Source organism: uncultured Bacteroides sp., assembly GCF_949298305.1.
GTDB lineage: Bacteria > Bacteroidota > Bacteroidia > Bacteroidales > Bacteroidaceae > Bacteroides.
Genome location: NZ_CASFWU010000057.1, coordinates 1 through 18,636 on the forward strand (window position 1 = coordinate 1; position 18,636 = coordinate 18,636).

Here is an 18,636-nt window from a genome sequence, read left to right on the forward strand (position 1 = left end):
TGACCCCCAACACCAGGACTTTAAAGGGTCAATCATATTGTAGCCAAAGGTGGGCAAATCCTGTTTGGCCAAAGGGGGCAAAGTCGCGTGGCTTTTCCAGTAGTTGCTTTCCGATAGTATCCTTCAATACTCTGATGGTATGAGGTTCCAAAGATGCTGCTGCAGGGTATCTTTGTCGGCCGGTATCCGGATTTTTTTGAGTATTTGCAACTTCCGGTTCGTATTAGATAGCGGAACCGGCGATTGTGGCTGGGAGATGATTGTGTCGTCTTTGGCGTTTCATTGCCTGCCACTGGAGGTTCCATTGCTTGAAACTATCGGTTTCATCCCTTGAAACCATCGGTTTCACTGCTTGAAACTCATGGTTTCATTGCTTGAAGCCGGGTTGAAACTTATGGTTTCATCGTTTTGGCATGAGGTGAAACCATTGGTTCCATCGCTGTTTGCACCGAGTGTGAAGGCTTTTTGAAGGTTGGAATACTTTATTTTGTTCGATAAAACAGATGGATATGAAGAGAACTTGGTTTGTGAGGGTGTTGCTTTGCCTGGCCTTGTGGGGTGGCAAGGCTTTTCCGGCCGAATGGCAGTGGTCGGTGACGGTGACGGCGGTGGTGTCTGACGAGACGGGCGGGCATCCGCAGGCTTTCCTGTGGGTGCCGCCTACGTGCAGCCGGGTGAAGGCGGTGGTCGTGGGACAGCACAACATGTGCGAGGAGACGTTGTTCGAGAATCCGCTTTTCAGGCGGGAGATGGAGGAGGCGGGCGTGGCGCTGGTGTGGATTTCGCCCATCCTCGACTTTCCCTGGGACGTGACGAACGGGTGCAACGACGCCCTGCTGGAGGCATTGGACAGCCTGGCCGCCGTGAGCGGCTATTCGGAACTGGCCCATGCGCCCATCGTCCCGCTGGGACACTCGGCCATGGCCACCTTCCCGTGGAACTTTGCCGCCTGGAATCCGGAACGGACGCTGGCCGTCATCTCCTATCACGGCGACGCACCGCGCACCAACCTGACGGGATATGGACGGGCCAACTTGGAGTGGGGGCGGACGCGCAACATCGACGGCATACCGGGGCTGATGATTGAAGGCGAGTACGAGTGGTGGGAGGCACGGGTGCGCCCGGCGCTGGCTTTCCGCCTGATGTATCCGCAGAGCTGCATCTCCTTTCTGTGCGACGCGGGACGGGGACATTTCGATGTGTCCGACCGCACAGTCCGTTACATTGCGCTATTTTTGAAGAAGGCATTGGAGTGGCGTTTGCCTGAAATGTCGGGTGACGGACCGGTGAAGTTGAAGCAAGTGAATCCGAAGGACGGATGGCTGGCCGAACGTTGGCGTCGGGGCGACGACATTGAAGGTGAAACCCGCCTGCCCGCTCCGTCGAGTCAATCCAAGCGTCCCCGTCCCGCACCTTACGGGGCATACAAAGGCGATCCGCACGATGCCTTCTGGTATTTTGACCGCGAGATGGCGGAACTGACCGAGGCCATCTATCGGGAGGAGCGCGGGAAGCGGCCGCAATATCTGTGCTTTGTGCAGGACGGAAGGCTGCTGTCGTATGACGAAAAGGCGCATCAGCGGGTGGCGGCCCGTTTTCTGCCCGAAGCTGACGGGCTGACTTTCCGCCTGAAGGCAGTCTATACGGACAGCACTTACCGAGCCTTGACGTCCGACCATGCCGCCGCGAGTCCCAGTATTAGCCGCATCTGCGGCCCCGTGGAGCAGGTGGACGACACGACGTTCCGCATCAGCTTCTACCGCATGGGGCTGCTCAACCGCAAGCGGACGGGCAGCATTACGCTGTTGGCCGCCAGCCCCGGCGACCGTCGTTATAAGAGTACGGTGCAGGAATTGAGCTTCAGCATTCCCTACCGGAACACAGAGGGGCGGCGGCAGCACATCCTGTTTCCCGGTCTGCCGGACGTGGAGGCGGGCACCGACACGCTGGCACTGGGTGCCACGTCGGATTGCGGCCTGCCCGTGTCCTACTATGTGAAGGAAGGACCGGCCGAAGTAGTGGGCGACAAGCTGGTGTTCACCGCCGTTCCGCCCCGCAGCCGCTTTCCGCTGAAGGTGACGGTGGTGGCCTGGCAGTACGGACTGGCGGGCAGGGTGCAGACGGCGGAACCGGTGGAGCGCACGTTCTATTTGCAGAAGCCTTGATTTACGGTGTTTCCAGTCGGCTGTTCCGGTATTCGGAAGGGGTTACCTTTAATATGCGTTCTACATATCTGCAGAAATAGGAGACAGACGAGAAATTCATCTTCTCAGCTATTTCTTTCAGAGTCAGTTTCCTGTCGGATAACAACCGGGTTATTTCGGCAATGGTAAACCTGTCTATCCAGAAATTGGCCGAAAAGCCGCTCACCTTTTTGCTTACTTCGGTGAGGTATTTGGGGGTGATGCACAGTTGTGAGGCGTAGTAAGCCACATCTCTGCGGGTCTGGTATTGTCCTGCGCGCAGCAGTTCGATGAAGCGGTTCAGTATGCCGGCACTTTGTTTGGAGACGGAAGCATATCCGTACAGGTGGGCATGGAAGTCGTAAAGGTCCAATATGAAGGCTTCGGTGAAGCATCCGATGACTTCGCATTGGAAATGGTGCGTGTCTGATTCAAGGCGCTGTCTGATTAAGGACACATCCGTGAGGAATGTCTGCTGTTCGGCATCGGTCAGGGGCATTACCGGATTTTGTAGCAGAGTCAGTTTGCCGTTGATGTCGTAGTCGTTCTTAGGTATGTTCTTATATATAAAGGAATAGGCGATGTAGATGACGCTCACCTTGAAGTCGTCACTGGGCTTTATGTCTGTGATAAGTTCGTTGTGGACAAAGATGATGCAGTCGCCGGCTGTCATGCGAAAGGATTTACCGGCCAGGCAGAAAGACATTTCGCCCGAATGGCAAAGGGCATGCGTGCAATAGTGGGACATGTCTTTCGAGTCCAGAGCCGTAAAATCGTGTGCGAAAATGATGTCGTTGTTCATGGAGTTGAGGTTTACAGACGAAGAATACTGCCGACAAATATATCCATTTTTTGCGTAGGTTCCATGCGGAGGCAGCGGGAGAGGAGACGGTAAAAACCGAAAAAAGTGAAATAAGTGCCGAAATCTGTATGGATGTATTTCCTTTCGGGTGGTGTAACTTTGTGGCAGAATCTTAAATAGTTAAGGAATATGCAGACAATCAAGTTGAACAATGGCGTTGAAATGCCGCAAGTCGGCTTCGGAGTTTATCAGATTACTCCCGAAGAATGTGAAAGATGTGTAAGCGATGCACTGGCTGTGGGCTATCGCATGGTTGACACGGCTCAGGCTTATTGGAATGAAGAGGGAGTAGGACGCGCATGGAAAAACAGTGGTATCAGACGTGAAGACCTTTTCCTGGTGAGCAAAGTGTGGATATCCAACTACGGGGATGGGCAGACGATGAAGAGCATCGAGGAGAGTTTGCGCAAACTGCAGACTGACTACATCGACCTGATGCTGCTTCATCAGCCATTCTGCGACCGCTACGGGGCCTATCGTGATTTGGAGAAGGCATACAAGGCCGGCAAACTCCGTGCCATCGGGGTAAGCAACTTCTATCCCGACCATTTGGTGGACCTCGCGGCCAACATGGAGATTGTTCCTATGGTCAATCAGGTGGAGACCCACGTCTTTAACCAGCAGGTGGAAGCGCGGCGGTACATGGACGAGATGGGCGTGCGCATCATGTCGTGGGGACCCTTGGCCGAAGGGAAAAACAACCTTTTCAACAACCGGACGCTTGCCGGGATAGGTGAGAAGTACAACAAATCGGTGGCACAAGTGGCCTTGCGCTGGCTTGTGCAAAGCGGGGTCATCATTATTCCCAAAAGTGTGAGAAAAGAACGTATGGCCGAGAATCTGGACATTCTTGACTTTGAACTGGATGCGGAGGACATGTCGGCCATAGCCGCACTCGACGAGGGGCACAGTCTTTTCATTGACCATCACGACGGGCAGATGGCCAAGCAGTTTATGGCTTGGAGGAGTCTGGTCGAACCGGCAGAATAATTTCGTGAAACAGGAAGAGGGTGCCGGAAACAGGAATGGGCAGATTGGTGCTCGTTCCTGTTTTTGACACCCTCTCTTTATCGGCAGACGGCTGTACGGCCGGATGCAGGGCAGGAGGATTTCCTTATCCTCTTCCCGCGTCGGCAATCAGTGTCTTGATTTTCTCGTTCAGGCTGTTGGCTTCCATCAGTTGTTCCAGTGTCAGGTGCATGCGGTAGCGCCAGTAGTGACGCGGGTTGGCGGGCACATTGATTCGTTCTTCCTGTACATTGGGGTTGCGCCAGGTTTCATCCATCGACATCCAGTCCTGCAACGACGGGATGCAGAGAATGGAGTTGCTGTACAGGTGGTTGCGCACCACTTCCTCGCAAAGTTCGGGGGTGGCAATGGCCGGAGCGGCTCCGTGGTGACCCAGCATGATGTTGTAGTAGCGCTGCGTCTGCTGCGGGTTTTCTTCCCACCATCCGCGCAGGGTGGACATGTCGTGGGTGGAGATGGTGCATACCGAACGGTAGGGATACCAGTCGGGATGCCCGAACTCCTGCGAGGGGTCTTTGGGCATACGCTGTATCTCCAGCGAGAGGATGCGCAGGTCGTTCATCACCCAAGCCACGCAGTCGGGAATCATGCCCAGGTCTTCGCCGCACACAAGCATGCGGGTGGACTGGGTCAGCTGGGGCAGCTTCTTCATGGCTTGCTGATGCCAGAACTCGTTGTGGCGGTGGTAGTAGTACTGGTCGTACAGGCGGTTGAAGGCGGCTTTCTCCCAATCGTTCAGCGACTGGTAGATGAAGTCGTGCTGCACGCCGATGCGGGGATGATAGCGGTGGGGGTCGTTGCGGTCGGGGACAAACAGCACGTCGCTGATGAGCGAGTACAGTCCGTCGCGAATCCATACGCTGTCCGCGTCAGTCTTTCCGGCAAAGTAGGCTTCCACCTTGCGTTGGGTATTGAATTCGGGACGCATGCGGTAGACTTCCCATTTGTCTGTCGGTTCGATGAAGGTTTGCTTCACATAGTCGGTGTGCGGACCGAAAACCTTGCCCAAGAAGTATTCGTGGATGTAGGGCTGGAGGTAAAGGTCTTCACGGAAGGGAAGCCCGTAGCTCTCTATTTCTTCGCGTGTCATGGGCAGGGAAGGTACGAATTGTCCCAGCAGTCCGTGTACGGAGTGCATCGGTATTTCCCAGATACGGAAGAACCCAAGGATGTGGTCTATGCGGTAAGCGTCGAAGTATTCGGACATCTTCTTGAACCGCTTCATCCACCAGGCATAGCCGTCTTTTTCCATGACATCCCAGTTATAGGTGGGCAATCCCCAGTTCTGTCCGTTGACAGAGAAATCGTCGGGCGGTGCTCCTGCCTGTCCGTCGAGGTTGAAGTAATGGGACTCTTTCCAGGCTTCCACGCTGTTGCGGCTGATGCCGATGGGAATATCGCCTTTCAGTACCACTCCGTGTGAACGGGCATGGCGGGTGGCCTCCAGCAGTTGCAGGTGGAGGTTGAACTGAATGTAATAATAGATGGCGATGTTGGGATATTCGGCCGAGTCGGGCCGGCAAAGCTGTTCGATTTCTTCGCTCTTGTAGACAGCATATTTGGGCCATTCGCGGAAGTTGGGCGACTTATAGGCATCGCGCAGGTAGCTGAATGCCGCGTAGGGTTGCAGCCATTCCTTGTTTTCGTTGAAGAACTGGAGGAAAGCTTCGGACGCGAGCACCTTTTCGCCTTCTTGCTGGAAGATGAGGCGGAAATATTCCCATTTGGTACGGTTGACCGCTTCGTAATCCACGGTTTTCAATGCGTTCAGTGCCTGTCTCTTCTGCTCGAATTCCGCCGCTTTTGCCGCATCGTTCAGGGTTCCCAGCTGCTTCAGGTCTGTGTACATCGGGTGGAAGGCGTAGATGGAAATACTGCTGTATGGATAAGAGTCCGTCCAGCTGTGGGTCATGGTGGTGTCGTTAATGGGCAGAATCTGTACAACCTTCTGGTTGGTGATGACTGCCCAGTCTATCATGGCTTTCAGGTCGCCGAAGTCGCCCACGCCGAAACTCTTTTCCGAACGGAGGGAAAATACGGGGATGGCTACACCGGCTCCCTTCCATGCGGGCAGGCTGAAGTAGACGTAGCGGTCGCCGATGGCCAAGGTCTCGTCTTCTGCGATTAGCGGGTCGGCCATGTAACGGTTGGGATTGTTCTCCCATGCCACCGCCTGTCCTTTTTTCTTATGGTAAAGGATGAATTTATACTCCAGCGGGAACGTCAGTTGGTCTGCATCCAGTTCTACCTGCCATTCGGGGAAGTCTGCGTCGCTCATCAGGACGGCCTTGTCCGGATTCCAGTTGCCCAGGGCTTCGCAGTTGCCGGTGATGCCCAGGCAATGGTCACTGTCTATACAGGGAGCGTATGCCTTGATGAGCAGGCCTTGCCGACAGCTGCGGGGCGCTTCGCTGCGGTGGCGGTGTGCCAGCAGCGATTCGGTGAAGGCGGAAGTGTAGAAATACTGCTGTTCGGGCAGGTTTTTCCAGCAGTCTTGCAGCCGGTATTTCTTTTCGGAGTCTCCCGATACGTGGAGGACACGCGGGAAGCTGTCCCACTCGGTGCGGACAATGTTTCCTTCGCGATAGACTACATATTTATATTGTACAATGCCATCTTCAGGGGGGGTGATGGCTATCTCTGCGCTCCAATGGATGCCGTCGATGGTGTACAGAGGAACGGCATTTTCCAGTTGGTTGTTTCCTAACTCGGGTATGGAGCCTGAGACTCTGATTCCTTCACCCCAGTTGGTGCGATACTCAATGTTAAATAATAGCGTCATATATATTAGATTTATAAATTACAAAACTACAATAGCTGCAATGATTATGCAAGTATAAAAAATATTCTTCATAATCATGCAGCTATTGCAATCCGGGCCGTTTAAATTCCTATGCAAACGTTTGTGCAACGGCTTTGCTCGCAGGCTGGAGCATTTATCCGCAGCGCGAAGCTCCGCAGGTCTTGCAGATGAGGCAGCCTTCCTGGTAAACCAGTGTCTCGTTGCCACAGTTGGGGCATTTCTTTCCTTTGGCTTCGGTGCCGTCCAGCACGTATTTCTTCAGTGCGCGTTCTACGCCGTTCTTCCAGGTGTTGATGCTTTCGCTGTCCAGTTGCAGGGAGCTTACCAGTTTCATGACCTGCTCGATGGGCATGCGGTAGCGGAGCACACCGGAGATGAGCTTGGCGTAGTTCCAGTATTCTTTGTTGAACTTTTCGGACAAGCCTTCGATGGTTACCTTGTAGCCGCGCTTGTTCTCAAACTGGAAGTCGTAGCGCTTGACACCGTTTTCATCGACGTTCTTGATGATGTGTCCCGAAACGACGTTCTTCGGCAGGATGATGCCTTCATCATCGTCCAGCACACCGGTGAAGATTTCGTAAGGATGTCCGTCGAGCAGTCCGACGAATGCCACCCATTTCTCCTTGTTGTTCTGGAAGCGGACTACATCGGCATACAGCACTTTGGGGCGGACTTCAACCACCGTAGGCGGCTTGCAGGGAGGCAGTTCTTCTTTCTTGTCCTTCTTGGTGGAAAGCAGCACGCCCGAACGGGAGCCGTCGCGGTAAACGGTGCATCCCTTGCAGCCCGATTGCCAAGCCTCTATGTACAGGCGGTTTATCAGTGCCTCGTCCACATCGCTGGGCAGGTTGATGGTGACGCTGATGGAGTGGTCTACCCACTTCTGGATGCGTCCTTGCATCTTCACTTTCATCAGCCAGTCCACGTCGTTGGAGGTAGCCTTGTGGTAGGGAGACTGCTTGACAAGCTCGTCAATCTCTTCCTGAGTATATTTCTTGGCGGGGTTGTAGCCTTTGGCTTCCATCCAGGTTACGAACTTGGGATGGAACACGATGTATTCTTCAAAGGCATCGCCCGTTTCGTCTGTGAAGTCCACGTGCACGTTGGTGTCGTTGGGGTTCACCTTGCGGCGGCGTTTGTAGACGGGGAGGAATACGGGTTCAATGCCCGACGTGGTCTGGGTCATCAGGCTGGTAGTGCCTGTGGGGGCAATGGTGAGGCAGGCGATGTTGCGTCGTCCGTATTTCTTCATCTCTTCGTACAGTTCGCCGTCGGCCTCGCACAGGCGGTTGATGAACGGATTGTTTTTCTCGCGTTCGGTATCGTAAATTTCGAAGGCACCGCGTTCCTTGGCCATTTCTACCGATGAACGGTAGGCGCTCAGGGCAATGGTCTTGTGCACTTTCTCCGAAAACTCGGTGGCTTCTTCGGTGCCGTAGCGCAGGTTCAGGGCTGCCAGCATGTCGCCTTCGGCCGTGATGCCTACGCCCGTGCGGCGTCCCTGTCCGCTCTTCTTATATATCTTTTCCCACAGCGCCCGTTCGGTATGTTTCACTTCGTCGCTTTCCGGATCCGATGCTATCTTTTCCAAAATCCGTTCAATCTTCTCCAGTTCCAGGTCGATGATGTCGTCCATGATGCGTTGTGCCAGAGCCACGTGCTTCTTGAACAGGTCGAAGTCGAAATAAGCGTCGGGTCTGAACGGGTTGACTACGTAAGAGTAAAGATTGATGGCCAGCAGACGGCAGGAGTCGTACGGACACAGGGGTATCTCACCGCAGGGATTGGTAGACACCGTGCGGTAGCCTAAGTCAGCATAACAGTCGGGTACGGATTCCCTGAGGATGGTATCCCAGAACAGCACGCCGGGCTCGGCCGATTTCCAGGCGTTGTGTACAATCTTTTTCCACAGCGTGGAGGCATCAATCTCTTTCTGGAAAATGGGGTGATCCGAGTCAATGGGATATTTTTGGATGTAGGGCTTGCCTTCGATGGCTGCCTGCATGAATTCGTCGTCCAGTTTGACCGAAACGTTGGCGCCGGTCACTTTGCCTTCGGTCATCTTGGCGTCGATGAACGCTTCCGAGTCCGGATGCTTGATGGACACGCTCAGCATCAGCGCTCCCCGTCTTCCGTCTTGTGCCACTTCGCGGGTGGAGTTTGAGTAGCGTTCCATGAAAGGAACCAGTCCCGTAGAGGTCAGGGCGGAGTTCTTCACCGGAGAACCTTTCGGACGGATGTGGGACAAGTCGTGTCCTACACCGCCGCGGCGTTTCATCAGTTGCACCTGTTCTTCGTCAATTTTGAAAATGGCGCCATAGGAATCCGCTTCACCATCCACTCCGATTACGAAGCAGTTGGAAAGTGAGGCCACCTGAAAGTTATTCCCGATGCCGGTCATGGGACTTCCTTGCGGTACGATGTACTTGAAGTGGTCGAAAAGACCGAAGAGTTCCTCTGCGCTCAGCGGATTGGGGTACTTGGACTCGATGCGAGCCACCTCATTGGCTATTCTCCAATGCATGTCTTCCGGAGACTTCTCATAAATTTTTCCGAAAGAGTCCTTGACTGCATATTTGTTGACCCAAACTCTGGCAGCCAATTCGTCGCCTTGAAAGTATCGTAAGGATTCTTCGTAGGCTTCTTCATAGGAATAATGTTTCTGATCCACGTTACTGTTTTTTTTTCTTAGATTAGTTGCAAATGGGTAAAAGTGTAGAAGTTTTGCTTGCCGTTAACAAATGACTCTGCAAAGCTATGAATGTTTTTCAATACGACAAAATAAATATGAAGTTTTTTATGAACAGGCTGTGAGTTTTCCATTTTGTATTGTTATGATGCTTGTTGTCAGCTGTTTGCATAATTTTCATTTCTGAAAAGTTTCCCAAAATGGAAAACTTTGGTGAAAGACGTGCTGGATGTATCCTTTCTTTTGTATGGCAAGTGGAGATATTAACCGCGATTGTGAATAACAGGTCTGATTCTTTTTTATATATTTGCAGAAAAAAGAAAAAATGGATAGCTTGAAACAAAGAAGGACAATTCGCAAATACCAGCAGAAAGATATTCCTGCCGAATTGTTGAACGATTTGCTCGAAACCGCATTCCGTGCTTCTACCGTCGGAAACATGCAGGTTTATAGCGTGATTGTAACGCGTGACGCCGGGCGCAAGGCTAAACTGGCGCCTGCCCACTTCTCTCAGCCCATGGTGCAGGAGGCTCCGGTAGTCCTGACTTTTTGCATTGACTTAAGGCGCTTCAGCAAATGGTGCGAACAGCGCAATGCCGTTCCCGGCTACAACAACCTGGAGTGGTTTGTGACGGGGGCTGTCGATGCCCTGCTGGTGGCGCAGACTTTTTGCGTGGCTGCCGAAGAGAAAGGGCTGGGCATTTGTTATCTGGGTACCACGACCTATAATCCGCACCTGATAGTGGAAGCGCTGGAACTACCCGAACTGGTTTTTCCCATTACGACGGTAACGGTGGGATGGCCTGCCGAAACGCCTGCACAGACAGACCGTCTGCCGCTTGAGGCCATTGTCCATGAAGAGACTTACCACGACTATACTCCTGCGGACATCGACCGGTTGTATGCCTATAAGGAATCGCTGCCCGAGAACAAGCAGTTTGTGGTGGAGAACCTGAAAGAAAATCTGGCCCAGGTGTTTACCGATGTCCGTTATACGAAGAAGGACAGCGAAGCAATGTCGGAAATTCTGTGGAAAACCATCAAACAGCAGGGATTCTGATTCCTGAACTCTTCTTGGATTCTTCAGAGGATGGGGTTGTCTGAATGCACTTGAAAAGGATGCTTGCATGGCTCTTCGTCCATGCTTGCACGGTCTGTCTTCCATGCTTGCATGGTCCGTGGACAATGCAAGCATGGCTGGGGGCGTTTGAAGTACCTGCGAGTTTGCATTGAATTCGTGTCTTTGACAGGCTAAGGTGCATGAAGAAACGGCATTCCCGCATGGCTTCCCGGAGGGGGATGATGAAAAGAAGGGTGGGGCAGCCGGTTGAAACATTTCAGGCACGGATTACACAACAGGAGAAAGCAGAGTCTCCGTGAGAGTTTGTGTAATCCGTGCCTGGATTTTATGTGTAAACTTGAAATGCCTTATTGGCGGGGAGGGGGCTGTTGCTTCAGTTGCCTTTTCTCAGCGTGTCTTGCAGCTCTTCTATTTCGGCCCGGAACGTCTTGTCCACTTCCTTCAGTTCTTTCACGGTCTTGCAGGCGTGGAGAACCGTGGCGTGGTCTTTGTTGCCAATCAGTGTGCCTATCTTGGAAGTGGAGAGTTCGGTGTTCTGCTTGGCCAGGTACATGGCAATTTGCCGGGCCTGTACCACTTCGCGTTTCCGCGATTTGGTGTGAATGGCCGAAGTGTCCAGTCCGAAATGCTTGCACACGGTGCTGATGATGTCGTCTATGCTGATGGCCTTGCTTTCGCTGTTCACTACTTTCCGCACGATGCGTTGGGCCAGTTCCATGTCTATTTCCTTATTGTAGATGGTGGAATGGGCCATGATGGAGATGACAATGCCTTCCAGGTCGCGTACGCTGTCGCTGACGTTCTCGGCAATGTAGTCAATCACCTCCGGCGGGAATTGCAGGCCGTCGCGGTGTATCTTGTTTTTCAGGATGTTTCTTCTCAGTTCCACGGTCGGTTTCTCCAGTTCGGCCACCATTCCCCATTTGAAGCGTGTAATCAGGCGCTCTTCCATGCCTTGAAGCAATACGGGCGGGCGGTCTGAAGTAAGAATCAGCTGCTTGCCGTTCTGGTGCAGATGGTTGAAGATGTGGAAGAAGGTGTTCTGCGTCTTGGTGACTCCTGCAAACTCCTGGATGTCATCTATAATCAATACGTCGATGGTCTGGTAGAAGTTGATGAAATCGTTGGTGGTGTTGTTGCGCACAGAGTCGGTGTATTGCACCTGAAACAAGTGGGCAGATACATACAACACACGTTTCTCGGGATAAAGCTCCTTGATTTTAGTTCCAATGGCATTGGCCAGATGAGTTTTGCCTACACCGGAGGCACCATACAGGAACAGGGGGTTGAAGATGGTCTTGGCCGGATTGAGAGCCACGGCTTCGGCTACACTGCGCGACAGCTTGTTGCTGTAACCTTCAATAAAGGTCTCGAAGTTGTATTCTGGATTCAGGTGTGGATCCAGTTCAGGCACCGGTGGTTGGGGCAGTTGTTTCCCAATCACATTCTTCTGTGGAATAATGGTGCGGTGGGTAGATTCGTAGTTGACAGTTTTCTCTGGCCGTGAGGTTGTGTCTACTTTGACATTATACATCAACTTGGTCCCTTCACCAATTACTTTATAAAGCGTCTTGCGAAGCAAGTCTACAAACTTGTCTTCCAAGAACTCATAAAAGAATTGGCTGGGTACTTGAACAACCAGCGTTTTGTCCTCATATTTCAATGGAACTATGGGGAGAAACCACGTCTTGTATGTCTGCTCGGGAACATTGTCTCTGATGATTTCAAGACAGCGGTTCCACAGCCCGACATGATCAACTGCACTCATAACGGTCTAAAACTTTTATTGATTAAGCAAAACTTCTACGAATGCAAAAATGGCAATCTTATTTGAAAAAAACAAATCGGTTTTTTCTTGCATTTTTCAATGAAACAATAAGCGGTTTACTTTCAGTCACTTATGGATGTATATGAAAATAGCCCCTTTGATGGGGCTATTGATTTTATGTAACGTCTTGTTTTTTAGTGTATTGGATTGTGTGTCCGTCTGCATTCCTGTCATTGTGTCCATGGGGGCTAATGTGCTTGTTTTTAGTTCCTATGTAGTGCCTGGCACGTTTTTGTCGAAGGATGCTTATATGGATTGCTATTTAGATTTATTCTATTTAGTGCTGTTTTATTTCTCTTTTTTCCCAAACAGCGAGAAGTGTACGTAGCGTTTGGGGTGAGCCTTCAGGTCTTCCAGCAGGCTGGCTGCATTGGCGGTCGTGGCATTCAGGTTGTTGTAAAGTTCCGGGTCGTTCAGCAACAGTCCGATTGTATTGTTCTTTTGACCCAGTTTGTCGGTGATCATCTTTACGTTAGCCAGCGTGGAGTCCACTTTTTGCATGGCTGCAGCATAGTCTATTTCCTTCAGATTGCCGCTGATTTGTGCAAAATTGTCGCTGATGGTGTTCAGTTTGCCGGTCAGTTGGGGAATGTCCTGCGCCATCAGGGTTTGCAGATGACGGCTGGTTGCGGCCATGTTGGCTGTCAGTTCCTGTACGTTGTGCAGGGTGGCGGGCAGTGCGGGGTCGGCCAGTACGGTGTTCAGTGAACCCAGAATGGAGTCCAGTTTGGACAGCATCTTTTCTATTTGAGGTACCATGGTGGCCACTTTCTCCATCATTCCGTTGTTGACGTTTCCCATGATGGTGTCGCCCACCTCGCATCTTTCCCGTGGGTTATTGGCCAGCAGCAGGGTCATTTTAATGCCTCCCAGCATGTCGGTGACCAGTTCGGCACTGCTGCCTTTGGGAATGCGCAGTTCGGGATTCACGTCTATCTCGGCAAAGACATTGCCCGGTTCGGTATAGTCGTAGTAGAGGTCTCGGACGATGCCTACCCGGTAGCCGTCGGCAAAGACTGGGCTCGATTTGGTCAGTCCGTTGATGTTCTGAAACTTCACATAGAAATAGTTGGAAGGCTTGAACATGTTGATGCCCTTCAGGTAATTGATGCCATATACCAATATGCAGAGAGCCGCAATTCCGGCAATCCCTATTCTGACTTCTTTGGTGATATACTTCATGATTCTGTTTTTTCTTTATTTATTGTTTCTTGATTGCTTGAATTCGTTGATGGCGGCGTTTATGTCCATCTTCTTGCCGTTTTTGAAGGCAATGATGAAGGCGTCCTTGAACTTGGCCGTAATTTCCCGTTTGGTGCGCAGCATCCGGTTGTAGTCTGCCGATGCGCCGTACGTGTATTTATACAGTCCTCCCTCCTCGTAGTATTCCACTCCTTTCAGTCCCTTCAGCTGCTTGTCGTTCTTGGCAAGGGGACGTGATGAGGCCAGTATCTGTACTTTGAAGATGATTCCTTCAGCCGGTTCCTGTGGCTTCTGCTTTTCCGGTTTGGCGGGGGTGACGGGGACTGTCGGTTTTTCCGGCTCTTTTGAGGGGGCTTCTGTTTCTTCCTCTTGGGGGAGAATGGTCGGACTGCTGCCCTTCAGTCTCACTTCCTGTTCATGCTTGTAGGTGAGGAAGGCCCGGTAGATGCCGTTGGCCAGCGAGGTGGTGCCTTCTTCAGTGTTCAGGTAGCGCTCCTCTTCGGGAGTGGAGATGAATCCCAGTTCCACCAGAATGCTTGGCATGGCACTTGCCTTCAGTACTAGGAAGCCTGCCTGATGCACCCCGCGGTCGTTGCGCTTGCAGGTATGCTTGAACTGCTGTTGTACGAGTGAAGCCAGATGTACGCTTTGGGACATGTATTTGTCCTGCATGAATTCGAAGATGATGTACGATTCCGATGAGTTGGGATTGAAGCCGGCATAGCGGGTCTTGTAGTCGTCTTCATACAGGATGACGGAGTTTTCCCGTTTGGCTACCTCCAGGTTGGCGTCCGATTTGGCTAAACCCAGTGTCCACGTCGAGGCTCCTTTGGCCGTACGGTTGTTGGCCAGCGCGTTGGTGTGTATGGAGATAAACAGGTCGGCCTGTGCGTTGTTGGCTATTTCTGCACGGCGACTCAGCGGGATGAACACGTCTTTGCTGCGGGTATATATCACCTTTACGTCGGGACAGTTCTTTTGGATTTGCCTGCCCAGTTTGGTGGCCACTTTCAGATTGATGTTCTTTTCTTTGGAGATACGGCCCACGGCGCCGGGGTCATGTCCTCCGTGTCCGGCATCTATCACAACGACAAAGTCTTTGGCTTCGATGCTGCCGGTACAGAATGGTGAGGCAAGCAGCCCCAGGCAAATGCCTATATACAATATGTATCGTCTATATACTTCCATAAGAAAATCGTTGCAAAGGTAGTGGATTTTCGTTGAAAACTTATGATTTATCGTCAAGTTTTGTTAAGCGGAAACCTAAATTGGATGAGAAATCTCGTAATAAATGCTACTTTTTTATAAATAGGCGGTAACTTTGCCGCCGCAAATTGAAAATGTTCAAGTCCGGGCCGGGGCAGAGCTTGTCGTGGATGCTTGCCGTAGCCTGTGCAAGCGGGAGCCGCTTATGGGACTTGGGGCTTTTGCCAACTTCTGGGATTAATGTTATAGATAGTATATGATTCTCCGTTTTTTAAAGGATTGGACGTTGCCGGTGGCCATGATAGCCGGCACTTTGGGATATTTCCTTTTTGCGAGGATACCCCTGTTGGCTCCTGCCAAACCCTTTATGTTTGGTCTGATTGCCATTCTCACCCCGTTGCTTATTTTTGCACAGTTGCTGCTGACGTTCTGTAAGGTCGAGGTCAGCGAACTGAAGCCGAAGGCCTGGCACGGCTGGCTGCTGCTGTTCCAGATAGTGACCTGTCTGGTGGTGGCTGCCGTGTTGGTGTATTTCCCCATGAGCGAGACCTACCGCGAAGTGTTCGAGGGGGCTATGGTCTGCCTCATCTGTCCCACGGCTACGGCTGCTGCTGTCATCACGGGCAAATTGGGCGGAAGTGCCTCCAGCCTGACCACTTACACTCTGTTGTCCAACCTGCTGGCCGCGGTGGCTGTTCCGCTGGTGTTCCCCTGGGTGGAGCCTCATGCCGATATCACCTTCTTTGCGGCTTTCCTCAAAATTCTGAGCAAGGTGTTTCCTCTGTTGCTCTGTCCCTTCTTCCTGGCTTGGTTCTTGCGGGCATTTGTACCGCCGGTTCATCGTTTCTTGCTGAACCTCCACGATGCCGCCTTCTATCTTTGGGCGGTGGCTCTTGCCATCGTATCGGGGCAGACTGTCCGTTCGCTTGTCAACAGCGATGCTTCTGTGTTTGTCGAGGTGCTGATTGCTTTTGCCGGACTGGTGACTTGCTGCGTACAATTCTATTTGGGTAAACGCATCGGTGGACATTATGGCGAGCGCATCAGTGGTGGACAGGCATTGGGACAGAAGAACACGGTGCTGGCCATCTGGATGGCCTATACCTATCTTAATCCGCTTTCCTCCGTGGGCCCTGGCTCATACGTCTTGTGGCAGAACATCATCAACTGTTACCAGTTGTGGAAGAAACGGAAGAAAGAGGAGAAAATCGGCGGGTAGTTGCTTTTTCTTTCGGAATCCCGAAACCAAACGTGGGATAACATTGTTATGGAAAGAAAAAGAGAGCTCGTATGAACACTGTAAAAACGATGATGGGGCTGGGCGTTGTTCTGACGCTTGGCCTGATGCCGCTTCGGGCGGCAACAACGGGTGGAGTTGCCCAAGTAGAAAAAGGAGAAGTTGTGATTTGTCGCGGACATGAGGCCCACACCGGCGGGCCGATGGTGAAGGTGGGGCAGGAGGCACCCGACTTCCGGGCAGTGAACGCTGCGTTGGAGGAGGTCGGCCTTTCGTCCTATCGGGGAAAACGGGTAATTCTGAACATCTTCCCCAGTCTGGACACACCTACGTGCGCCATGTCCGTCCGTCAGTTCAACGCCCGCGCTTCGGAACTGGAGAACACCGTGGTACTCTGCCTTTCAATGGACTTGCCCTTTGCGCAATCCCGTTTCTGTACGACAGAAGGACTGAAGAATGTGGTGCCCCTGTCTCTCTTTCGCAGCCGTGACTTTGTGGAAGGCTACGGCCTCCGCCTGGCCGACGGCCCGTTGGAAGGACTGACGGCACGGGCTGTCATAGTGCTTGACGAAAACGGCCAGGTGATATACACGCAGTTGGTAAAGGTCATTTCTGACGAACCGGACTACGAGGCTGCGCTGAAGGCTTTGTAGCGACAGGCACTTGAGCCTTCTTTTATCGGGGAGCCTGCCAGAAGTACCGGTCGTCGTTGACGGACAGGTTCCTTGTGTTCCTTTGGTCACTGTCGCAACCGGTGGGTTGCAGGTAGATGTAGTTGATGGGGTTCTCCCGGTCGCTTTCCGTGTTGAACCCATAGCGTGTCCAGCTTTCCAGGTAGAACAGGTTCTTGGCCATATACTCGTACAGATAGTCTTCCGTCGTGGTTTTCTTTTCGTTGTTCCAGTTGGCTTCTTCGTTCACTTGGACGGGCTGGCCGCTTCTGAGGCGTGCGCGCACTTCCTGTATGCTCAGCATATTTCCTTGGTCGTCAGTGACCCAGGCGTTGTTCGTGGGGTCTATCCAGAGCCACTTGCCGAGGGAGGACGAATAGACGGCGTTGATGACATGGCAGTCGTTGATGTACGTCTTCGGCAGGCAGGTGATGACGCGTGACGGGATGCCCATCGACAGGTAGCACTCGTTCAGTACCGTAGCCAGTCCGCGGCAGTTCAGGCCCCGGCTGCCATCCTTGCAGGCCTCGGCAAAGTTGATGGAGTTGTTTCCGCCTGCAGGATTGCCGTTCTGCCCGTCGTGGCGTATCTTGTCGTGGATATAGGTCAGGATGCGTTTGATGGTGGCTGGTTCGTCGCTTGCTACGGCCACACTGTCCAGCCGGAAATAGTCCCGGACACGCATCAGGTCTGGGTCATTGGCTTGCGCATAGACTATGCGGGGCAGGCTGTCGGTTGGCTGCGTACGGGTATATTCCGGTGAATTTTGCAGGATATAAAGGTAGTCCGTGGTCTCTTTCAGCCGCTTCAGGGCAGGTTGCAACGCTTCTGCATCCAGAATGTCTTTCAGGTCTTCGTCGTTGACTACCTTGCTGTAGCTGATTTCCATTTTTCCGCTGTCCAGCACTTTGACCAGACTGGTGACAGCCTCTTGTTTTTTCCCTTGTTTCGCCTGAACGCAGGCCATATTGTAGTAGCCCGAATATTTGAAGTAGGCATACCCTTCGGACAGCTGCGTCGCGTGTATGTCATAGAAGTTGATAATCTCCCGGCAGAGGGCTTCGGCGGCCGGATAGTTCTTCTCATTGTATGCGGCGAGGAACTGTGTATTCAGCGAGTCGGCAGAGGCCAGGAATTTCCGTTCGGCATCGGTTTGTGCCGACAGGCTTGTCCCGCCGATTAGAACCAATATTACAATCAGGATGTTTCTTTTCAGTGCTTTCATTTTAGAAATACTTTTCTGTTAGAATTTATTCATAGTTATTGTCAGATGAACAGTTGGCTTATTTGGATGGTAATTCAACCAATCTTTTAGGGATAATTTCTTTGTTCTCATTGTTTATAGGTCTTGTTTTCTTTTATTGTAGGATGATTTAGAAGGTTACGTTATTCTTCCACTACCCACTTCTCGATGCCGCGCGTGGAGATGCTGAAGTTCACACCTATCTTATAGAGTGTCCTTGCGTCGGAGGCGAAGGGGGCTGCATATCCTTTCTCGTTAATCTGCCGGATGGCCTCTTCGGCGCTTCCGTTCAGCTTGAATTCCATGACGTAGATGTAGCGGTCGGTCTTGACCACCATGTCCACGCGGCCGTTGGACGTATGGTATTCAGCCTGCGTATAGAAACCCAGCAGCTTGAAGACGATGAACAGCACGTTCTGGTAGTGCAGCTCCAGGTCGCGCGCCAACTCGTAGGGCGTGTCGGCAAAAAAGCTTTGGAGGCGGCGCATGAAGGCGTCGATGCTGCCGCTTTCCACTTCGCGGACAAAATGGACAATCTCGAAAGCCGAATCGGACTGCGACGTACCGGAATAGAAAGGCAGCAGGAAGCGGATAAAGCCTT

At 52.2% G+C, this 18,636-nt stretch carries 13 protein-coding genes; 5 read left to right on the top strand and 8 right to left on the bottom strand.

Features of this window, described 5'->3' with window-relative positions:
* Positions 1 to 509: 509 nt before the first annotated feature.
* Positions 510 to 2,165, top strand: a complete 1,656-nt coding sequence (locus tag Q1Y74_RS08890) for a hypothetical protein (RefSeq protein WP_300813902.1) — start codon at positions 510 to 512, stop codon at positions 2,163 to 2,165.
* A gap of 1 nt (position 2,166) precedes the next feature.
* Here Q1Y74_RS08890 and Q1Y74_RS08895 read toward each other — a convergent pair whose 3' ends face one another.
* Complete coding sequence (locus Q1Y74_RS08895; protein WP_300813903.1) at positions 2,167 to 2,985, bottom strand: helix-turn-helix domain-containing protein; 819 nt, start codon at positions 2,983 to 2,985, stop codon at positions 2,167 to 2,169.
* 189 nt (positions 2,986 to 3,174) lie between these two features.
* Here Q1Y74_RS08895 and Q1Y74_RS08900 point away from each other — a divergent pair, with 189 nt between their 5' ends.
* On the top strand, positions 3,175 to 4,035 hold the full coding sequence (locus Q1Y74_RS08900; RefSeq protein WP_300813904.1) for an aldo/keto reductase: 861 nt from the start codon (positions 3,175 to 3,177) through the stop codon (positions 4,033 to 4,035).
* Between the two features lie 124 nt (positions 4,036 to 4,159).
* Here Q1Y74_RS08900 and Q1Y74_RS08905 read toward each other — a convergent pair whose 3' ends face one another.
* On the bottom strand, positions 4,160 to 6,856 hold the full coding sequence (locus Q1Y74_RS08905) for a 4-alpha-glucanotransferase (RefSeq protein WP_300813905.1): 2,697 nt from the start codon (positions 6,854 to 6,856) through the stop codon (positions 4,160 to 4,162).
* A gap of 154 nt (positions 6,857 to 7,010) precedes the next feature.
* Complete coding sequence (locus Q1Y74_RS08910; protein ID WP_300813906.1) at positions 7,011 to 9,548, bottom strand: adenosylcobalamin-dependent ribonucleoside-diphosphate reductase; 2,538 nt, start codon at positions 9,546 to 9,548, stop codon at positions 7,011 to 7,013.
* A gap of 343 nt (positions 9,549 to 9,891) precedes the next feature.
* Between Q1Y74_RS08910 and Q1Y74_RS08915 the strand changes: the two genes are divergently transcribed.
* On the top strand, positions 9,892 to 10,626 hold the full coding sequence (locus Q1Y74_RS08915) for an NADPH-dependent oxidoreductase (protein WP_300813907.1): 735 nt from the start codon (positions 9,892 to 9,894) through the stop codon (positions 10,624 to 10,626).
* Between the two features lie 394 nt (positions 10,627 to 11,020).
* On the opposite strand, the gene dnaA is transcribed toward Q1Y74_RS08915, so the two are convergent.
* From dnaA to Q1Y74_RS08930, 3 genes are all read right to left on the bottom strand, one after another.
* Entirely contained in the window at positions 11,021 to 12,415 is a 1,395-nt protein-coding gene (gene dnaA, locus Q1Y74_RS08920) for a chromosomal replication initiator protein DnaA (RefSeq protein WP_300813908.1), read from the bottom strand.
* A 348-nt stretch (positions 12,416 to 12,763) separates the two neighbouring features.
* The gene (locus tag Q1Y74_RS08925) at positions 12,764 to 13,657 is read right to left on the bottom strand and encodes an MlaD family protein (RefSeq protein ID WP_300813909.1); all 894 of its coding nucleotides are present in this window, start codon (positions 13,655 to 13,657) and stop codon (positions 12,764 to 12,766) included.
* Positions 13,658 to 13,672: 15 nt separating this feature from the next.
* Positions 13,673 to 14,866 (bottom strand): N-acetylmuramoyl-L-alanine amidase, encoded by a 1,194-nt coding sequence (locus Q1Y74_RS08930; protein WP_300813910.1) that lies wholly within the window; start codon positions 14,864 to 14,866, stop codon positions 13,673 to 13,675.
* Between the two features lie 274 nt (positions 14,867 to 15,140).
* Here Q1Y74_RS08930 and Q1Y74_RS08935 point away from each other — a divergent pair, with 274 nt between their 5' ends.
* Positions 15,141 to 16,103, top strand: a complete 963-nt coding sequence (locus Q1Y74_RS08935; protein WP_300813911.1) for a transporter — start codon at positions 15,141 to 15,143, stop codon at positions 16,101 to 16,103.
* A 125-nt stretch (positions 16,104 to 16,228) separates the two neighbouring features.
* Positions 16,229 to 16,774, top strand: coding sequence for a thiol peroxidase (tpx, locus tag Q1Y74_RS08940; RefSeq protein ID WP_300813914.1), 546 nt, complete (start codon positions 16,229 to 16,231; stop codon positions 16,772 to 16,774).
* 22 nt (positions 16,775 to 16,796) lie between these two features.
* Here the strand turns inward: tpx and Q1Y74_RS08945 are convergent, their stop codons facing one another.
* Together Q1Y74_RS08945 and Q1Y74_RS08950 are read right to left on the bottom strand one after the other, a co-directional pair.
* Complete coding sequence (locus Q1Y74_RS08945; RefSeq protein WP_300813912.1) at positions 16,797 to 18,017, bottom strand: transglutaminase-like domain-containing protein; 1,221 nt, start codon at positions 18,015 to 18,017, stop codon at positions 16,797 to 16,799.
* Between the two features lie 161 nt (positions 18,018 to 18,178).
* On the bottom strand, positions 18,179 to 18,636 hold a 458-nt coding region (locus Q1Y74_RS08950; protein ID WP_300813913.1), incomplete at its 5' end, for a PD-(D/E)XK nuclease domain-containing protein.

What these genes read in the sequence shown, in the direction of transcription:
- Q1Y74_RS08890 (WP_300813902.1), top strand. Translation starts at nt 510, where the DNA reads ATGAAGAGAACTTGGTTTGTGAGGGTGTTGCTTTGCCTGGCCTTGTGG.
- Q1Y74_RS08895 (WP_300813903.1), bottom strand. Translation starts at nt 2,985, where the DNA reads ATGAACAACGACATCATTTTCGCACACGATTTTACGGCTCTGGACTCG.
- Q1Y74_RS08900 (WP_300813904.1), top strand. Translation starts at nt 3,175, where the DNA reads ATGCAGACAATCAAGTTGAACAATGGCGTTGAAATGCCGCAAGTCGGC.
- Q1Y74_RS08905 (WP_300813905.1), bottom strand. Translation starts at nt 6,856, where the DNA reads ATGACGCTATTATTTAACATTGAGTATCGCACCAACTGGGGTGAAGGA.
- Q1Y74_RS08915 (WP_300813907.1), top strand. Translation starts at nt 9,892, where the DNA reads ATGGATAGCTTGAAACAAAGAAGGACAATTCGCAAATACCAGCAGAAA.
- dnaA (WP_300813908.1), bottom strand. Translation starts at nt 12,415, where the DNA reads ATGAGTGCAGTTGATCATGTCGGGCTGTGGAACCGCTGTCTTGAAATC.
- Q1Y74_RS08925 (WP_300813909.1), bottom strand. Translation starts at nt 13,657, where the DNA reads ATGAAGTATATCACCAAAGAAGTCAGAATAGGGATTGCCGGAATTGCG.
- Q1Y74_RS08930 (WP_300813910.1), bottom strand. Translation starts at nt 14,866, where the DNA reads ATGGAAGTATATAGACGATACATATTGTATATAGGCATTTGCCTGGGG.
- Q1Y74_RS08935 (WP_300813911.1), top strand. Translation starts at nt 15,141, where the DNA reads ATGATTCTCCGTTTTTTAAAGGATTGGACGTTGCCGGTGGCCATGATA.
- tpx (WP_300813914.1), top strand. Translation starts at nt 16,229, where the DNA reads ATGCCGCTTCGGGCGGCAACAACGGGTGGAGTTGCCCAAGTAGAAAAA.
- Q1Y74_RS08945 (WP_300813912.1), bottom strand. Translation starts at nt 18,017, where the DNA reads ATGAAAGCACTGAAAAGAAACATCCTGATTGTAATATTGGTTCTAATC.